18 protein-coding genes are annotated in these 18,243 nt (G+C 53.9%); 8 read left to right on the forward strand and 10 right to left on the reverse strand.

Features of this window, described 5'->3' with window-relative positions; all coding sequences use genetic code 11:
- Positions 1–68 precede the first annotated feature (68 nt).
- Complete coding sequence (gene dnaK, locus Z948_RS0108165) at positions 69–1,988, reverse strand: molecular chaperone DnaK (RefSeq protein WP_025059079.1); 1,920 nt, start codon at positions 1,986–1,988, stop codon at positions 69–71.
- Between the two features lie 214 nt (positions 1,989–2,202).
- Here dnaK and Z948_RS0108170 point away from each other — a divergent pair, with 214 nt between their 5' ends.
- On the forward strand, positions 2,203–2,802 hold the full coding sequence (locus Z948_RS0108170; protein WP_025059080.1) for an alpha-ketoglutarate-dependent dioxygenase AlkB family protein: 600 nt from the start codon (positions 2,203–2,205) through the stop codon (positions 2,800–2,802).
- A 27-nt stretch (positions 2,803–2,829) separates the two neighbouring features.
- Here the strand turns inward: Z948_RS0108170 and Z948_RS0108175 are convergent, their stop codons facing one another.
- Positions 2,830–3,654, reverse strand: a complete 825-nt coding sequence (locus Z948_RS0108175) for an ABC transporter permease (protein ID WP_025059081.1) — start codon at positions 3,652–3,654, stop codon at positions 2,830–2,832.
- Between the two features lie 113 nt (positions 3,655–3,767).
- Here Z948_RS0108175 and cysQ point away from each other — a divergent pair, with 113 nt between their 5' ends.
- The 7 genes from cysQ to Z948_RS0108210 all read left to right on the forward strand — a co-directional run bounded on the left by cysQ (position 3,768) and on the right by Z948_RS0108210 (position 12,315).
- The gene (cysQ, locus tag Z948_RS0108180; RefSeq protein WP_025059082.1) at positions 3,768–4,565 is read left to right on the forward strand and encodes a 3'(2'),5'-bisphosphate nucleotidase CysQ; all 798 of its coding nucleotides are present in this window, start codon (positions 3,768–3,770) and stop codon (positions 4,563–4,565) included.
- A gap of 28 nt (positions 4,566–4,593) precedes the next feature.
- Positions 4,594–5,829, forward strand: a complete 1,236-nt coding sequence (locus Z948_RS0108185; RefSeq protein ID WP_025059083.1) for a glycosyltransferase family 2 protein — start codon at positions 4,594–4,596, stop codon at positions 5,827–5,829.
- A gap of 178 nt (positions 5,830–6,007) precedes the next feature.
- Entirely contained in the window at positions 6,008–6,892 is an 885-nt protein-coding gene (gene galU / locus Z948_RS0108190) for a UTP--glucose-1-phosphate uridylyltransferase GalU (protein ID WP_025059084.1), read from the forward strand.
- 17 nt (positions 6,893–6,909) lie between these two features.
- A complete protein-coding gene (locus Z948_RS0108195; protein WP_025059085.1) occupies positions 6,910–8,127 on the forward strand; it encodes a glycosyltransferase family 4 protein in 1,218 nt (405 codons plus the stop codon).
- Between the two features lie 45 nt (positions 8,128–8,172).
- Positions 8,173–9,183, forward strand: coding sequence for a glycosyltransferase family 2 protein (locus Z948_RS0108200; RefSeq protein ID WP_081784039.1), 1,011 nt, complete (start codon positions 8,173–8,175; stop codon positions 9,181–9,183).
- On the forward strand, positions 9,180–10,883 hold the full coding sequence (locus Z948_RS0108205; protein WP_037951393.1) for a DUF5927 domain-containing protein: 1,704 nt from the start codon (positions 9,180–9,182) through the stop codon (positions 10,881–10,883). Before Z948_RS0108200 ends, Z948_RS0108205 begins: the two co-directional genes overlap by 4 nt.
- 1 nt (position 10,884) lies before the next feature.
- Complete coding sequence (locus Z948_RS0108210) at positions 10,885–12,315, forward strand: sulfotransferase family 2 domain-containing protein (protein ID WP_025059088.1); 1,431 nt, start codon at positions 10,885–10,887, stop codon at positions 12,313–12,315.
- Between the two features lie 3 nt (positions 12,316–12,318).
- Here Z948_RS0108210 and Z948_RS0108215 read toward each other — a convergent pair whose 3' ends face one another.
- The 8 genes from Z948_RS0108215 to doeA all read right to left on the reverse strand — a co-directional run bounded on the left by Z948_RS0108215 (position 12,319) and on the right by doeA (position 18,216).
- The gene (locus Z948_RS0108215; protein WP_025059089.1) at positions 12,319–12,783 is read right to left on the reverse strand and encodes a PTS sugar transporter subunit IIA; all 465 of its coding nucleotides are present in this window, start codon (positions 12,781–12,783) and stop codon (positions 12,319–12,321) included.
- Positions 12,784–12,831: 48 nt separating this feature from the next.
- Complete coding sequence (hpf, locus tag Z948_RS0108220; RefSeq protein ID WP_025059090.1) at positions 12,832–13,398, reverse strand: ribosome hibernation-promoting factor, HPF/YfiA family; 567 nt, start codon at positions 13,396–13,398, stop codon at positions 12,832–12,834.
- 236 nt (positions 13,399–13,634) lie between these two features.
- The gene (gene lptB / locus Z948_RS0108225; protein WP_025059091.1) at positions 13,635–14,393 is read right to left on the reverse strand and encodes an LPS export ABC transporter ATP-binding protein; all 759 of its coding nucleotides are present in this window, start codon (positions 14,391–14,393) and stop codon (positions 13,635–13,637) included.
- Positions 14,393–14,884: a lipopolysaccharide transport periplasmic protein LptA gene (gene lptA, locus Z948_RS0108230; protein ID WP_025059092.1), complete on the reverse strand. Its 492-nt coding sequence runs from the start codon at positions 14,882–14,884 to the stop codon at positions 14,393–14,395. The genes lptB and lptA overlap by 1 nt, the downstream gene beginning before the upstream one ends.
- A gap of 20 nt (positions 14,885–14,904) precedes the next feature.
- Entirely contained in the window at positions 14,905–15,504 is a 600-nt protein-coding gene (locus Z948_RS17940) for a hypothetical protein (RefSeq protein ID WP_037951397.1), read from the reverse strand.
- Positions 15,501–16,115, reverse strand: a complete 615-nt coding sequence (locus Z948_RS0108240; protein ID WP_025059093.1) for a ribonuclease D — start codon at positions 16,113–16,115, stop codon at positions 15,501–15,503. Before Z948_RS0108240 ends, Z948_RS17940 begins: the two co-directional genes overlap by 4 nt.
- Before the next feature lie 47 nt (positions 16,116–16,162).
- On the reverse strand, positions 16,163–16,942 hold the full coding sequence (locus Z948_RS0108245; protein ID WP_025059094.1) for a PaaX family transcriptional regulator C-terminal domain-containing protein: 780 nt from the start codon (positions 16,940–16,942) through the stop codon (positions 16,163–16,165).
- An 89-nt stretch (positions 16,943–17,031) separates the two neighbouring features.
- Positions 17,032–18,216, reverse strand: coding sequence for an ectoine hydrolase DoeA (gene doeA, locus Z948_RS0108250; protein ID WP_025059095.1), 1,185 nt, complete (start codon positions 18,214–18,216; stop codon positions 17,032–17,034).
- Positions 18,217–18,243: the final 27 nt, after the last annotated feature.

An 18,243-nucleotide genomic window follows, 5' to 3' on the forward strand; every position in this document is an offset into this window, starting at 1 on the left:
CTTTACAGGAACACGAAGGGCCGGCCCGTCGATCGGACCGGCCCCTACATTGGTTCCGTTAGACGGATTTAGGAGCGCTTGTCGCCATCGAGGTCTTCGAAGTCGGCGTCGACGATATCATCGTCTGGGCCGCCTGCTGGACCTTCGTCGGCTGCTGCTGCCATGTCGTCTTCGCCAGCTTCCTGCGCGCTCTTGTAGATCGCTTCACCCAGTTTCATCGCCGCTTCGGTGACGTTCTGGATGCCAGATTTGATCTTCTCGGCGTTCTCAGTTTCCATCTCGTCTTTCAACGCTGCGATGGCCAGTTCGATCGCTTCGACGGTTGTTGGATCAACCTTGTCAGAGTGCTCTTCCACGGATTTCTCGGTGGAGTGGATCAGGCTCTCGGCTTGGTTTTTCGCTTCGATCAACTCGCGGCGTTCTTTATCCGCTTCTGCGTTGTCTTCGGCGTCTTGAACCATTTTTTCGATGTCGGCATCGGACAGACCGCCAGAAGCTTGGATCGTGATCTTTTGCTCTTTGCCGGTCCCTTTGTCCAAAGCACCTACCGAAACGATACCGTTGGCATCGATGTCAAAGGTGACTTCGATCTGTGGCATGCCGCGTGGGGCTGGTGGGATTTCTTCGAGGTTGAAGGCACCGAGGATCTTGTTATCGGCAGCCATCTCACGCTCACCCTGGAAACAGCGGATGGTTACGGCGTTTTGGTTGTCTTCCGCAGTCGAGAAGATCTGGCTCTTCTTCGTTGGGATGGTTGTGTTGCGGTCGATCAGGCGGGTGAAGACACCACCAAGTGTTTCGATGCCCAAGGACAGCGGCGTCACGTCGAGAAGAACAACGTCTTTAACGTCACCCTGAAGAACACCAGCTTGGATCGCGGCGCCAAGGGCCACAACTTCGTCTGGGTTCACACCTTTGTGCGGCTCTTTGCCGAAGAATTTTGTGACTTCTTCGATAACGCGCGGCATGCGGGTCATACCACCAACCAGAACAACTTCGTCGATGTCAGATGCGGCCAGACCGGCATCTTTCAACGCTGCTGCGCAAGGTTTCATGGAGGCTTTGATCAGGTCGCCAACGAGGCTTTCCAGTTTTGCACGGGTCAGTTTCATAACCATGTGCAATGGCTGGCCAGTGGAGCCCATGGAGATAAACGGCTGGTTGATCTCGGTCTGGGTTGCCGAAGACAATTCGATTTTGGCTTTTTCGGCAGCTTCTTTCAGACGCTGAAGGGCCATTTTGTCTTGGGTCAGGTCGACTTGGTTCTCTTTTTTGAACTCATCCGCGAGGTAGTTCACGATGCGCATGTCAAAGTCTTCACCGCCGAGGAACGTGTCACCGTTGGTGGATTTCACTTCGAACAGGCCATCGTCGATTTCGAGGATGGTTACGTCGAATGTACCGCCGCCAAGGTCATAAACCGCGATGGTTTGTGTTTCTTCTTTGTCGAGGCCGTATGCCAGCGCAGCCGCTGTTGGCTCGTTGATGATGCGCAGCACTTCGAGGCCAGCGATTTTGCCGGCGTCTTTTGTGGCCTGACGCTGGGCGTCGTTAAAGTATGCAGGAACGGTGATAACCGCCTGAGATACTTCTTCGCCGAGGTATGATTCAGCTGTTTCTTTCATCTTGCCCAAGATGAAGGCAGAGATTTGCGACGGGGAGTATTTCTCACCGCGGGCTTCGACCCATGCGTCGCCGTTGCCGCCGTTAATTACGTTGAAAGGCAGGTTTTTCTTGTCTTTGGCCAGATCCGCGTCGTCGTTACGACGGCCGATCAGACGCTTTACACCAAAGATTGTGTTGTCTGGGTTGGTGACGGCCTGGCGTTTTGCCGGCTGGCCAACGAGGCGCTCGTCTTCGGTGAAGGCTACGATAGAAGGTGTTGTGCGCGCGCCCTCTGCGTTTTCGATAACGCGGGGCTGGCTACCGTCCATGATAGCGATACAGGAGTTTGTAGTTCCAAGGTCAATACCAATTACTTTGGCCATGTGTTCGATCCCTCTTTTGCTCAAGGCGATTACACGAAGCGTAGGCCCGTTGTGGCACCATTGCTCCGATCCGGTTTGCGCTGAATACGGCTCGTCTCCAGCGGTTCGAGGGGTATATAAGGAGGGGGTGCGGTTGCTGCAAGCATGGCAGACACCAAGAAGTGATGATTCAGGAAATAATCGTGAAAATTGATCAAATAATTTGGATTTTGCGATGAAACTATCCGTTAAGGGGTTTGAAATTCATCCTGAGTTTCTGGATGTCGCGCAACAGCGCGCTGTTTTGGCTGCGATCCGTGGGGTTGTGGCGCAGGCTCCGTTTTTCCGTCCAGAGACGCCAATGGGCAAGCCTATGTCGGTCCGGATGACTGCTGCGGGGCAATATGGCTGGTTTTCGGACAAGTCGGGCTATCGCTATGCGCCTAGCCATCCATCGGGAAAACCATGGCCCGCGATCCCTGACGACGTGTTGGAGATCTGGAAAAGGGCCACGGGGCTAGAGCGGCAGCCCGAGTGTTGTTTGATTAACTACTATAGTGCGGACGCGAAAATGGGTCTGCATCAGGACCGCGACGAGGCAAATATGGAATGGCCCGTTGTTTCGCTGTCGCTGGGGGATGACGGATTGTACCGTATGGGGAATGTGACCCGCGGGGGCAAAACCGAAAGCATGTGGCTGCGGTCGGGGGATGTTGTGGTTATGGGAGGCGAGGCGCGTCTTGCTTATCATGGTGTAGATAAAATTCGGGGCGGCTCTTCCACCTTATTGCCCAAAGGTGGGCGGCTGAACCTGACGCTGCGTGTTGTGACCTGATCCGCGATTAGCTGGCCTGTTTTAGGGTTAGCGTCGCGCGCTCCAGCTGATGGAGGCATGTTTGCGGGTATAAAATTCGCCCATCAAACCCACCATGACCAAGACCAAGCCAACCCAAAGAGCATACATCGGGTCGCTATAGCGTGGGTTATAGTTCAGAAACGCAAAGCCTCGCGCCTGATCGATGGTGTGAAACAGCGGGTTCCAATCAAACATCGCCAGCATGAAGCCAGGAAGGGTGTTTGCAACAAACATCTTGCCAGAGGCAATCATATTGGCGCGTTGATAGATGGTAGAGAAAATGCTGACAGCCGTGGGAAACCACGGTTTGATCGCGAGAAGGACCAGACCCAATGCGGCACCTGTAAACCATGCAAGCATGAGCATACCGAAGGCGGCAAAGGGGTGTTCGACCTCAAGCGGTGTAAAGGCGACGTGATACACAAACAGGATCACCGCCAGCGACAAAACCTGAATATAGAGCGCCCCAAGAGCGGCCGAGCAGATCGAGATGATCGTGTTCATGGGCGCGTGTTGCATCATGGGGCTTGCAGGGCCCTCAGAGCCGACAACCGCGCCCAGCGCCTTTGAGTGGGTCATGTAAAGAAAGATTCCAGACATGATATAGATGAGAAAATCACCGCGCAGCGCGGCGCCGCGCAATCCCAGAATGGAAAACATCACATAAAAGGCGCCAACAAAAATCACCGCCTGCAAAATGTTTGTCGCGATCGCCAGAAAGGCGTTGTTATGGCTTTTGCGAACGGAACGGACGATAGAATGATAGATCAATTCCATCATCGTAAGGATGACGTGCGCTGTCGATCTGGTTTTGCGAACGGGTTGGAACATTTTGTACTGCCTTGCGGAAATGACCACGATTGCACGGAATTCTTGCCGATCCGTTTCATGCGCATCATAAGGTATCCAAAGTTTATATCAACGAAGGATGGCGAGAGTAGGGCATGGATTACGAAAAATTGACGCAGGTTATGCGACGGTTGGCATTGGAAGCAGGCGATAAGATCATGGAAATCTATGGTCAGGACGATTTTGATGTGAAGTCAAAGTCGGATGACAGCCCCGTAACGGCGGCTGATGAAGCGGCGGATAAAATCATTTCTGATGGTCTGCGGGCAGAATTTCCCGATGTTCTTTTGGTGACCGAAGAGCAATCGGCCACCCACAGCACGTCAGGCGATACATTTTTGATTGTTGATCCATTGGACGGCACCAAAGAGTTCATTCACCGCCGTGGGGATTTCACAGTGAACATCGCATTGGTTGAGGGCGGTGTACCAACGCGCGGCGTTGTTTATGCCCCTGCAAAAGACCGGATGTTCTTTACCCTTGCTGGGGGTCAGTCGGTGGAAGAAACGGGCGATTTTGCCAAAGACACTGTTGGCCCGATGAAAGAGATTTCAGTCTCTAACCCTGACAATTCTGCGCTAATGGTAGTGGCCAGCAAATCGCACCGCGATCAGGCGACAGATGATTACATCGGCAAATACGCTGTGAAAGATATGAAAAGCGCGGGTTCTTCGCTCAAGTTCTGTCTGATCGCTACGGGCGAGGCAGATATCTATCCGCGCGTTGGTCGCACGATGGAGTGGGACACGGCCGCAGGGCATGCGGTGCTGAAAGGTGCGGGCGGTGATGTGATCCGTTTTGATGATCACAGCGCGTTGGTTTACGGCAAAGAAGATTACGCGAACCCCTTCTTTATCGCCTATGCACCTGGTGTGGATTTAAAGCCTGCTTAAGGGCCTGAGGCTTTGGTATTGAATTGACATGAGCGTCCAGACAGTCAGCGTTATTATCGTCAGCCGCGAGCGGCCTGAAGCTTTGCGCCGCTGTCTGGCCGCTGTTGCGCAGTTGCAATACCCGCAGTTTGAAGTTGTCGTGGTTGCCTGCCCTGCAGGGATCGCGGTGACAGAGCAATGCAGCGCATTGTCCGAGATTAAATGCATCGCCTTTGACGAGGCGAACATTTCCAAGGCCCGAAACATCGGGATTGAACATGCCGCTGGTGAAATCATCGCGTTCATTGACGATGACGCAGTGCCAGAGCCAACATGGCTGCGCCATCTGGTAGCGCCCGCCCAACAGGGTGAGGTTGCTGCCATGGGCGGTTTTGTCAGGGGCCGCAACGGGATTACCTTTCAAAACAAAGCGCGGACATTGGATGCGCATGGCCTGCCGCAAAACGTCGAGATTGATGCGTTGCAAGCCACGGTTTTGCACCCGCCCAAGGGCCGCGCGATCAAGACGGAAGGCACGAATATGGCTTTTCGGCGGGATGTTCTGATCGACATCGGCGGGTTTGACCCTGCCTTTCGCTTTTTCTTGGATGAGACAGATGTGAATATGCGGCTTGCCCGCGCTGGGCATGCGACCGCGCTGGTGCCTTTGGCGCAGGTTCATCACGGTTTCGCCGAAAGCGCGACGCGCAGAAAAGACCGCGTTCCGCGTGATTTGTATGAAATCGGTGCCAGTTGGGGCGTCTTTCAGCGCAAACATATCCCAAAGGATGAAAGAGCGGATCACTGGCGGCTTCAATATCGATCTGAACGCCACCGGCTGTTGACCCATATGGTTGCCGGACGGTTAGAGCCACGGGATGTTCGCCGCCTGATGAAGCGATTGTCTAAAGGGTATAAAGAAGGCCAAGAGCGCAGCTTTGGCGGGGCGGCGATGGCCAAGCACGCGGTATTGCCGTTTCGGCCTGTAAAAAACGCGGCAAGGGCTGCACGGTTTTCGGCGGTTCGGGGTTTGCGGGGAAAGACCCTTCTGAAGGAGGCCGCGACACGGGTTGCGGCGGGAAACATTGAAACAGTGCTGATTTTGTCGCGAACGGCGTTGTTTCACAAAACGTTTTTTAATGAAGACGGTGTTTGGGTTCAGCGCGGGGGGATTTTCGGGCGTTCGGATCGGGCTGCGCCTCTCTTTCGGCTGACCAGCTTTCAACGCAAATTAGTCAAAGAGAAAGAGCGGGTTGCTCTTGTTCGGGGCTTGTTTGATGCATAATAACTCATCAGAGTTTATTTTCCCCATAAATTAAGGGCTTTTGCCATATTTGCGCCTTTCTTGCACGGCAATTGGGATTTACATTAAAAACGTGACGTTTTGCGGGTTATGCTCTTTGGAAAGCAGCCAATGACCGAGTTTGGCGGCGCAATAAACACTAAAAGAGGTCTATAATTAAATGGCTAACAAGGTCACGACAGCAGTATTTCCAGTGGCAGGCATGGGCACGCGGTTTTTGCCAGCGACAAAATCCGTACCAAAAGAGATCATGACTTTGGTTGATCGCCCGTTGATTCAATATGCAATCGACGAAGCGCGCGCGGCGGGGATCACAGAATTCATTTTTGTGACCTCAAGAGGCAAAGGTGCGCTGGAAGATTACTTCGATCTTGCCCCCAATCTGGAAGAAGAGCTGCGCCGCAAAGGTAAAGACGATCTTTTGAATATTCTTGAGCAAACGAATATGGACAGCGGTGCAATTGCCTATGTGCGCCAGCACAAAGCGCTTGGGCTGGGGCATGCTGTTTGGTGCGCGCGCCGTTTGATCGGGGATCAGCCCTTTGCGGTTATTCTGCCGGACGATGTGATCTCGGCTGACAAGCCATGCTTGCAGCAGATGGTTGAAGCCTATGAAGAAACAGGCGGTAACATGGTTGCTGCGATGGAAGTGGCGCCAGAAAAAACGTCTTCGTACGGTGTTCTGGATGTGACATCGCAGGAAGGAAACCTGTTGGATGTCAAAGGGATGGTCGAAAAGCCAAAGCCCGAAGATTCCCCGTCTAACCTTGCTGTGATTGGGCGCTATATCCTGTCACCTACGGTTTTGAAGAATCTGGATGCAATGAAGCAGGGTGCGGGTGGTGAAATCCAGCTCACGGATGCGATTGCTGCGGATCTAGAGAAAGACCGCAAGGTTTATGGCTACCGTTTTGAGGGGCAGCGTTTTGATTGCGGTTCAAAATCGGGTTTCTTGCAGGCCACGGTAGCGTATGGTTTGCAGCGTCCTGAATTGCGCGATGATCTTGCGGCCTACATCAAAGATATCGCGCCAAGCTTGAACTGATTTTAGGGTAGGAGGGTATGGAGCACGAAAACCTATCCCCTCCTGCGCGGCTATTGGATGTTACCCGCCTGCTAAGGCGCGCTGGCCGCGTGATGACGGGTGTGGACCGTGTTGAATTTGCCTATCTGGAAGCCCTGCTAGCGGATGCTGTTCCTGTTTGGGGGCTGGCCCGCACGCCGTTGGGTTATGTTCTATTGGATGAGGTCGGATTGTCGCGATTTCGGGATTGCCTGTCTGGTACTCTGCCGTACCCCACGCCGGATTTTCTATCGCGACTGATGCGCGGTGCGACTCCGATCGCACGTAGTGCTGTAACAGAGCTGCGCAAATTGTCGGTTGCCCGCTGCCTGCCTCATCAATTGCCCCGCATGTTGCAAAGCCGACTGCCTGCTGGGACTGCTTATTTGAACACGGGCCATAGCAATCTGACAAAACGGGTTTTGGGCGCTGTAGCGACGATCAAGAACGCCAAAACATCTGTTTTTATTCATGATGTTATCCCTCTTGAATATCCGCAATACCAGCGCGCAGGTTCTGTTGAGGTGTTTGAGGCAATGCTGCGGCGCGTCCATCGCTATGCGGATTTGCTGATTTATAATTCTGAAGATACCAAGAATAGAACCGAAGCGGTTTTTGCGTCATGGGGCGCTGTGCCGAATGCTATTGTTGCGCATTTGGGAACAATAAAGCCGGTGCCCATTGTTGCCGAAGTGCCCGCAGACCTACAGATCGAGGCCCCCTATTTCATCACGGTGGGCACCATCGAGCCGCGGAAAAACCACCAGCTTTTGCTGGATGTCTGGGATCGTCTGGGGCCAGATGCTCCGATGTTGTTGATTTGCGGTGGGCGCGGTTGGAATAACGAAAATGTGTTTGCCAGACTTGATGCGCTTGGCCCTGGTTCTAGGGTACAGGAGGTGTCAGGCCTTAGTGATGGGGCGCTTTTGTCGTTGATTGAGGGGGCGCATGCTTTGCTATTTCCAAGCCATGCCGAAGGTTTCGGATTGCCAGCGGTTGAGGCATTGCAATTGGGGACGCCCGTTTTGTGCAGCAATAAGGCGACATTTCGGGAAATCCTTGCAACTAGGGCTGTTTACCTAGATGATTCAGACGATCAGATGTGGGAAGATAACATAGTTAACTGGTCCCAACAGCCACGGGGCGCGTTACGGGTAGATGATTTTGATGCGCCGTCTTGGAAGCAACATTTCAAGATCGCATTAAGTTTTACCTGATAGGCGTCGATGATAGCTGACGGATCATGAAGATGAGGGCAGTGTTTGGGTGCGATCCAATCATATCGCTTGCGGCTCCAACGAAAGCGTTGGCGCATAAGGGCATTTAGAAAGCGGCGGGAATTGAAAACCGTTGTGGACCGGACCGATCAAATTCGGCCCGACGATATTCTATTGTTCTGTACCCAGCGTAACGAGAAAGTTCGCCTGTCCTATTTTCTGGATTACTATCGCAAGCAGGGCGTGAACCATTTCTTTTTCGTGGACAATGATAGCGACGATGGCGCGCTGGATTATTTGCGCAACCAGCCCGATGTGTCGTTGTGGTCTACGCGCGCCAGCTATCGCAGATCGCGGTTTGGGGTGGATTGGCTGAACTGGCTTCAGCGCAAATATGCGCATGGCCACTGGACGCTTACCGTCGATCCGGATGAATTTCTGGTCTATCCGTTCTGCGATACCCGTCCGCTGCGCGCGTTGACGGATTGGCTGGATGCGTCTTCGATCAAATCGTTTTCGGCGATGTTGCTGGATATGTATCCAAAGGGGCGTTTGGATGAACAGCCCTACCGTTCCGGCCAGAACCCGATGGAAATTGCATCGTGGTTTGACAGCGGCAATTATACGATGGCGCGCAATCACGCTTTTACCAATCTGTGGATACAGGGCGGCCCACGGGCGCGGGTCTTTTTTGCGGATCAGCCAGCAAAGGCGCCTGCGTTGAACAAGGTGCCTTTGGTTAAGTGGGACAAGAAATACGTCTATGTCAGCTCGACCCATATGCTGCTGCCGCGCGGATTGAATCAGGTTTACGATGAATGGGGTGGCGAAAAGGCCAGTGGCGTTCTGCTGCATGCCAAATTCATTGATACATTCGGCGCAAAAGCAGCAGAAGAGCTGGAGCGCGCGCAGCATTATGCGGGGTCGGTTGAATACAAAGCCTATGCCGATCGGGTAAAGGATAACCCCCAGCTGTGGTGTAAGTGGAGCGAGAAATACATCAACTGGCGCCAGCTAGAGATTTTGGGCCTGATGTCCAAAGGGAACTGGGCATGACCGCATCGCTGGGCATATCCATGCTGGTTCACACAGCGCTGGGGCGGGCCGAGCAGGTTGCGCGGCACTGGGCCTCGGCTGATGTGCCAGTGGTGATCCATGTTGATCGCAAAGTGCCCAATGCGACGTATGATAAATTTGTTGCCGCGCTGGCGGATGTTCCCAATGTGTTATTCTCAAAACGCTTCCGCTGCGAATGGGGGACATGGGGAATTGTCGCCGCGTCGCAGGCTGCTTCCGAGTTGATGCTGGCCAGTTTTCCGGATGTGCGGCATGTCTATCTTGCGTCGGGGTCGTGCCTGCCTTTGCGCCCTGTGCATGAATTGATTGACTATCTTGCCGAACGCCCGCGCACGGATTTCATCGAAAGCGCGACAACCGCCGATGTTCCATGGACTGTGGGTGGTCTGGACGAAGAACGTTTCACGATGCGCTTTCCGTTTTCATGGAAGCGTCACCGCTATCTGTTCGATAAGGCGGTGAACATTCAGCGGTCGCTAAACCTAAAACGGAAGATGCCGCATGGGTTGGTTCCGCATATGGGATCACAGTGGTGGTGCCTGACGCGCCAGACGCTGTCGGCGATTTTGCAAGATCCCGAAAGGCCGAAATACGACAAGTATTTTCGCCATGTCTGGATTCCGGATGAAAGCTATTTCCAGACTCTGTCGCGGCTGTATTCCACAAATGTGGAAAGCCGGTCTTTGACGCTGTCTAAATTCGACTTTCAGGGAAAGCCGCATATTTTCTATGATGATCACCTGCAGCTGCTACGGCGATCTGATTGTTTCGTTGCGCGCAAGATTTGGCCCTATGCAGACCGCCTGTATGAGGCGTTTTTGACGGACGCTGCTGGCGCGATGAAAAAGACCGAGCCAAATCCAGGCAAGATTGACAGGATTTTTGCAAAAGCGGTTGAGCGGCGAACGCGCGGTCGTTCTGGCCTGTATATGCAAAGCCGCTTCCCGAATGAAGATTGGGAAAACGGCGTCACGGCTGCTGAATACTCGATGTTCCAAGGGTTTTCAGAGCTGTTTGAGAATTTTGAGCCTTGGTTGAATAACGCGACGGGTGCGCGTGTGCACGGGCATCTATTCGCTCCTGAACGCGCGGAGTTCGCGGAGGGGCAAACAACCCTGAATGGCGCGCTGAGCGATAATCCGATTCAGCGGGATTATAACCCCGAGACCTTTTTGACCAATCTGATCTGGAACACGCGGGGCGAGCGGCAGTGCTTTCAATTCGGGCCGCTGGACAATCAGGATATCAACTGGCGCATCGCAAAAGATCCGAATGCGCAGATTTCGGTGATTACGGGTGCTTGGGCTGTGCCGTTGTTCCGCTCAAACATGGATTTTGTAGATATCAGGCGCATTGCGGCGACGCTTCAAAAGGTTGAAAGCGAACATATGGATGTGCTGCGATCGCCCTATACCAAGGCGCGTGTGCGCATTTGGACCATGGCTGAGTTTATCGAGGCCCCGATGGAGCCGTTGCAGGGTATTTTGGACGAGATCGGACAGGCGCGGATCAGGCGTTTGTCGGAAGCGCCCAAGATGGTTGATTTACACGGCTTTGGCCAATTCCTGCAGAATTTGAAAAATCAGGGCATGCACCCCTACCTTATGGGCGATTTCCCTGTTGAACGCGGCCCGACTTCGAACCCCGAAGTGCCGCGGAAACCTTATTTGGTGAAATAGAATGACAACGCGCTTTACCAGCTTTGTAGTGTTTGCAGAAATGCGCACAGGGTCCAATTTTCTAGAGGCGAACCTGAACGCGTTTGATGGCATCGCGTGCCACGGTGAGGCGTTTAACCCCCACTTTATCGGCTATCCGAATACGACCCAGATTCTGGGCGTGGATCAGGCCGCCCGTGATATGGAGCCAGCGGCGCTGCTGCGGGCGATCAAGCATGAGCAGGGTGTGATGGGGGGCTTTCGCTATTTCCATGATCACGACCCGCGGGTTCTGGACCTTGTTCTGGATGATCCGAATTGCGCCAAGATTATCCTCACCCGTAATCCGGTAGAAAGCTATGTAAGCTGGAAAATCGCGCAGGCGACTGGCCAGTGGAAGCTGACAGATATGAAGGCCCGCAAGGCGGCTAAGGCCGATTTTGTGCCAGCAGAATTTGAAGCGCATTTAGAGGCGTTGCAGAATTTCCAATTGCTATTGATGAATAGGCTACAAACCAGCGGCCAAACTGCGTTTTATGTGGCCTATGAAGATTTGCAGAGCGTTGAGGTGATGAACGGCATCGCTGCTTATCTGGGCGTGGCTGATCGGCTTGAAGGGCTGGATAAGAACCTCAAGAAACAAAACCCCAGCCCCCTTTCCGAAAAGGTGAGCAACTATGCGTTGCTAGAGCAAACGCTAAGCCGCCTAGATCGGTTTGACCTAACCAGAACGCCCAACTTTGAGCCGCGGCGCGGCCCGAATGTGCCAGGTTATGTGGCAGGGGTGCGGGCGCCGTTGATTTTCATGCCCGCTGCTGGTGGCCCTGACCAAGAGGTCCGTCGTTGGTTGGCAGCGTTGGACGGGCAAAAGCAAAATGCGCTGGGTAAAAAGATGACCCAGAAAGAGCTGCGCCAATGGAAGAGACAGAACGTCGGCCACCGCAGCTTTACCGTGTTACGCCACCCATTGGCGCGCGCGCATGAGGTGTTCTGCCACCGGATTATGAATGCGGGGCAAGGGAGCTATTTGCAGCTGCGCCGGACGTTGGTGCGCCGCTATAAACTGCCCCTTCCCGAAGAAGGCCAAGAGAATGACATTGATCTTGCGTCTCATCGCGCGTGCTTCATTGCGTTTCTCACGTTCCTAAAGGGAAACCTTGCCGGACAAACCGCGATCCGCGTGGATCCTGAGTGGGCCACGCAGGCGCAAGTTGTTCAGGGATTCGGTGAGTTCACTTTGCCCGACCTCATTCTGCGCGAAGAGGGGTTGGCGGCGCATCTCGATTCCCTTGCAAAGGAAGTTGGGTATACGGAGGCGCCACGGGTCGCACCGGCCTCGCACCGTGGTAATTTCACGTTGGAAGATTTCTATGACGCGGAAATAGAATCGCTGTGCGCGGATGTGTATCAGCGCGACTATATGATGTTTGGATATGGGCCTTGGCGCGCCTAAGGGTTAGGCCGCTTTAACAGTCTCTGCTTCGGTCAGGATTGTATAAAGAGTGTTGGCGCTAGGGTTTGCCCGTAGTTTGCTGCAAATCCCTGTATCGCGCAGGGTGCGTGACACAAGCGCGAGCGCCTTCAGGTGCTCAACCCCCGCGTTTTCAGGCGCAAAAAGGGCAAAGGCGATATCAACAGGCTGACGATCCACCGATCCGAAATCCACAGGTTTTTCGAGCAAAACAAACAGGCCTGTTACCTCTGACACACCTTCAAGACGGGCGTGGGGCAATGCAACGCCGTGGCCCACACCCGTGGGCCCCAGCGCTTCGCGTGCGATTAAAGCTTCGACAACAGTTTGCGCATGTAAGCCGTAGACAGTTTCAGCAAGCTCGCCAAGCTCTGTTAAGAGCCGCTTTTTGCTGGTGGTAGAGGAAAGCACCTTTACCGCCTCAGGCGTTATGAGTTTTGCAAAGTTCATTTGTCTGCTTTTCCCTATGGGTTCGCACGCGAGTGCTTAGCCCAGTCCCTAGGCAGGGTCAATCCAACCGATGTTTCCGTCATCGCGACGATAAACAACGTTAACCCCTTCCTTTCCTTCCTTTTTAAACACTAAAACAGGTGCGCCTGATAGCTCCATTTGCATGACGGCCTCTCCCACAGAGAGGGTGGCGATTTTTGTTTCCATTTCAGCAACAATCATCGGCTGTAGGGTTTCGGGCTCTTCCGCTTCGCCATGCTGATCCGAGGCCAGAATATAGGAGGAAGCCCCCAATAGTTCGACAGGTTCAGCCCGTTCGCGGTGGTGGTCTTTGAGACGGCGTTTGTAGCGTCTCAGCTGTTTTTCCATTTTTTCGGTGCAGCCGTCAAAAGCGGCATAAATTTCGGTCGCATGTGCCTTGGCTGACGCGGTTAATCCGGTGGATAGGTGGACGGTTGTCTCGCAGACAAATTCATGGCCGGATTTGGAAAAAATTACTTGGGCATCAGTCGGTCGTTCGGCATATTTTTGCACAGCTACATCTAGCTCTGATTTGACGTGCGTTTGCAGTGCTTCGCCGATGTCGATTTGTTTTCCGCTGATTTGATACCGCATATAATCTCCTTAAGGTTGTGATCTGAAACCGAAAATACGCCCTATGAGGGCGTTTTGACGAATTCAGGTGCGGGAAATGGCGGCTGGTTGCAGGTTGTTAAAAACCGTCTCACCCAAAGGTGATGCTGGTCTGTTGTACATGCATAGCCAATTCGCCATACCTAATTAGACGTCCAAAGAGACCTAAAAGTCAATCTACTTAGGCAGTACTTATCTGAATACGTGAAGTTAATTGATCAAGATATCTTAAAGTTTTCACCAAGATAGACGCGGCGGACATCGCCGTCCTGTACAACTTCGTCTGGGGTGCCAGACATCAGGACGCGGCCTTCGTGCAGAATATAGGCGCGATCAACGATTTCGAGGGTTTCGCGCACGTTGTGGTCGGTGATCAACACGCCGATTCCGCGTTTTTTCAGATCAGCAACAAGGTGGCGGATATCGCCAACCGAAATGGGATCCACGCCAGCAAAGGGTTCATCCAAAAGAAGGTATTTCGGATTGGCGGCAAGGCTGCGCGCGATTTCAACGCGCCTGCGTTCACCGCCTGACAGCGCAAGAGCGGGCGCGCGGCGCAGGTGTTCGATGGAAAACTCGGTTAGCAGCTCGTCCAGCCGCTCTAGCTTTTTGCGGCGGTTGTTTTCTACGATGTCGAGAATGGCCAAGATGTTATCCTGAACAGACATGCCGCGGAAAATGCTCATTTCTTGGGGAAGATAGCCGATCCCCAGCTGCGCGCGGCGGTACATGGGCAGGGTGGTCACATCGCGACCATCAATGGTGACCGAGCCTGCTTCGGGCGTGACCAGACCTGCAACGGAATAGAAGGTTGTTGTTTTGCCCGACCCGTTTGGCCCCAGCAGGGCAACGGCCTCGCCGCGCTGAAGCTCCATCGAGAAATCGCGCAACACGACCTTTTTGCGATAGGATTTGCGCAAATGCTCAATATGAAGCCCGCCGCTTCCTTTTGCGATTTTCAGATCAGGCTTGGCCATTAATTGTTGCTACCTGTCTGAAGGCGGGTGCGGACGTTGCCCGACATTCGCGCGGTTCCGTCTTTTAGGCGGATGGTCATTTTGTCAGCGCTGAGCGCGCTTGCGCCTTGGGCCAACAGGACATTCCCGCGCATCACGATTGTGCCCTCATCGATGCTGTAGTCTGCGCGTTGTGCTTCGGCGGCATCGGGGCCAGATACAAGGGTTACGCCGCCTGTTGCTTCCATTTTTGCGATGCCGTCTGCGGATTCACGATAAACGACAAGAACCTTTTGCGCGGAGAGCCGCATTTCGCCCTGACCGATGATAACATTGCCAGTGAAAATTGCTGTGCCGGTATCCTGATCTACGGATAGTTCGTCCGAGCTGACCTCAACCGGAAGGTTGGTATCCTGAGCGATGGTGCCAAAGGCCACGCTGGCACCTTGCGCGAAAGCGGACGTAGAAATCAGCGCCGAAAACAGCGCGATTAACAACAAACGAAGACCCATATTCGTAACCACTTTCTTGCTCAGTTAGGGGTGTATACCAGTTTCACGCCGTTGCTGAAAAGCATTTGCGTAGAATCGGCGTCTTTTGGTGAAAATACTCTCATGTTCCCTGCGGTTAGATCGCCCAATGGCCCTGTGGCTGTAACCTTATCTGGGGCGGAAATGTCCAAAGACAAGACCAAAGCATCCAGTTGTGAGGTATTGATACGGTATCCGCTGGAGGTGTTCAAAGTGACATGGCCGGTAAGAGCGGCGGTGTTTCCTGCGATATCTAGTTCGACCAGATCGGCCTGCAGATCAAACTTTGCACCTGTCGCTGTTTCCAGCGTTGCGGTGGCGCCCTCGGCGCGGTTTGTACCAACCTGACCTTCCAAGGTTATGAGGCGTTCGGCGGAAAATGACATCTGGTCGCCATCCGCCGTTGTGCCGGAAAAGAACGGCCCGGTGATTTGCTGATCGCGCAGGCGGTTCTGGATTTCCTTATTGGCAAATGGAATTGCCGTTTCGGTTTCCATTGCGCGGGATAATAGAAACAGCGTCGATAATAGCGCCAGCGCCGCCAGCGGGAACACCACCTTGAGAAAGGCAATGGTACGTGAATGGCGGTCACGGGTCTTCATGAGTGCGCAAAAATATCCGAATCTGGCCAGCCTGCCAGATCCAGTTGGGCACGCATGGGCAGGAAATCATAGCAGGCTTGGGCCATTTCCATCCGGCCTTCGCGTTCCAGCATGACATTCAAAGCATCCCGCAAACGGTGCAGGTACAAAACATCAGAAGCAGCATAGTCGATCTGCGCTTTGGTCAGCTTTTCTGCGCCCCAATCGCTGGATTGTTGCTGCTTTGAGATGTCGACGGATAGCAACTCTTGCAAAAGTTTGGCGAGGCCGTGACGGTCTGTATAGGTGCGGATCAATCGGCTGGCGATTTTGGTGCAATAGACAGGCGCGGTTACAGCGCCAAAGGCGTTCAGCATCGCGGCGATATCAAATCGGCCATAATGGAACAGCTTTAACACCTCGGGATCTTCTAGAAGCTTGCAGAGGTTCGGGGCCTCGGTCTGGCCACGTGCCACCTGAACCAGATGGGCGTTCCCATCCCCCGAGGACAGTTGCACGACACATAGCCGATCACGGTGCGGATGCAGCCCCATTGTTTCGCAATCAATCGCAACAACCGGCCCAAGGTCGAGCCCGTCTGGAAGGTCATTCTGGTATACGGTGTTTGTCATGGGCTGATCTATACAATGTGGGGGGCAGGGGGGAAAGCGCGCTGGGCCTAGTTGGGCAGGATATCGGCGATGGCTGGCCTAGGCAGCTGCGCCAACAGTTGATCCACCAACACATGGCAGCGATAGCCGACCCAATTTTCAGGGAGCAGACTGGCGGGGAGGTGAGGTTGTCTCAGCACGATCCTGCGCCAGTTATGAACAATCAAACAGCGCAGGGCGGCGACCTGAAGGCTGTCCAGTGTTCCCTCTCTGAGGTTTTGAGCCACGGTTTCAAGCACGGGAAGAAGGGCGTTGTAATCATCTTCCAATGATTGGGACAGGAGTTGTCGGGCCAGCCATTCGGGGGCTTGGCCCCCTTGAATGGTCAGTGCATTCAAGGGCGGATTTGCATCTGCCTCACCAAAATAGACGCGAGGGAGCAGCGCGACAAAGCCGCGCTTGGCCATTTTCTCACGGGAGTGGGAGGCGCTGGTTTCCAGTATTACCAATTGCCAGTTGGCATTTTTGGGGAGCGCGGGATTTGCATAAATGCGTGCGCTGGCTGTCAATGATTCCGCGCGGCTTTTGGGGGTGAGCGCATGTAATCGGGTGCGGCCCTGTTTTTGCGACATGATCCAGCCGTCATTGCGTAACCGGTGCAAGGCAACGCGGACGGCTTCGGGGCGGACATCCATTTCGTTCATGATTGCAGAAAGGGTAGGCCCGTCAATCAGGTTGTCTTGGGCCTGCGCCAGATCGCCAAAAATCGTGACCATCAATGACCACACCCGCTGCCCGCCCAGCTCCAAAAGCGAGGCTTTGGTTTGGCTATATTTTTCTGGTGTCATTTATTGATCCGTTGCTCTCTGTGTTAGCAATATAGGATCAATCGACATTAACGCCAGCACCTATGCGAACGGGGTGCCCTTTGGGGCTGTTACGGTTTTACGGATAGTTCCCTTGGGGTTGAGCACAGGCATTCATATCCGCTTTCTGTGATGAGGATCGGTTCGGTGATTTCCAAGCCGCCGTCGTCTAGCCAGAGCGCGGGCATGAAATGAAAGGTCATTCCCGCCTGTAGAATCGTTGTGTCGCCACGGCGAAAAGAGATCGTGCGTTCGCCCCAGTCGGGGGGATAGCTGATGCCGATGGCATAGCCGCAGCGGCTATCTTTTTCGAAACCTGCCTTGTTCAGAGTCGCATTAAAGGCATTCGCGATGTCTTGCGCTTGGTTGCCGGGTTTTGCCTGATCCAACCCTGCGGCAATTGCATCCAGAACAGCGGCCTCGGCATCCAGATATTTCTGAGGAACCTCACCTAGGAACAAGGTTCGTGATTGGGGGCATTGATAGCGCTTATGCGCCCCCGCGATTTCAAAGAATGTCGCCTCGCCTTTTTGCATAGGCCGATCATCCCATGTGAGGTGGGGCGCGGTTGCGTCCATGCCTGACGGGGCCATGGGGACAATCGCGGGGTAGTCACCCCAGTGGCCATCAGCCCCTTTGATTCCCGTTGCATAGATTTCTGCGATAAGATCGTTTTTGCGCAGTCCAGGTTCGGCGACTTCTAGAATGCGCGCGTGCATCTTTTCGACAATCCGCGCGGCACGGCGCATATAATCAATCTCTTGTGGGGATTTTACGGCGCGCTGCCAGTTGACCAGCCCTGTTGCGTCACGGATCGTGGCATTTGGCAAGGCGCGTTCGATCGCGCCATGGGCTGCGGCCGTGTAGTAATAATTGTCCATCTCCACGCCGATCCGCGCCTGTGCCAGACCGAGTTCGGCAAAGATATCGGCCAGTTCGGTCATGGGGTGTTTGTCTGGGTTTTGCACAAATCGATCGTCGTAACCGCGAATGCAATCGGGATGCTGCATAAACACTGTGCGTCGCGCGCCCAGCGCATCCATTCCGCGCCCCCACCAGATTGGATCGCCGCTATGGGTCAGGATCACGCCTTGGTGCACATAAAAGGACCATCCGTCATATCCAGTGAGCCAAGACATGTTTGAAGGGTCTGTCACGAATATGGCGTCTAGTCCTGCGGCCTCCATGGCGCTGCGGGTTTTGGAAATGCGTGCGTGGTACTCAGACGTGGTGAAATCTGCGTCTTTTTGTTGCATGTTCGAACCTGTCGATTGATCGTGTTC

It is taken from the genome of Sulfitobacter donghicola DSW-25 = KCTC 12864 = JCM 14565, from assembly GCF_000622405.1.
Taxonomy (GTDB): Bacteria; Pseudomonadota; Alphaproteobacteria; order Rhodobacterales; family Rhodobacteraceae; genus Sulfitobacter; species Sulfitobacter donghicola.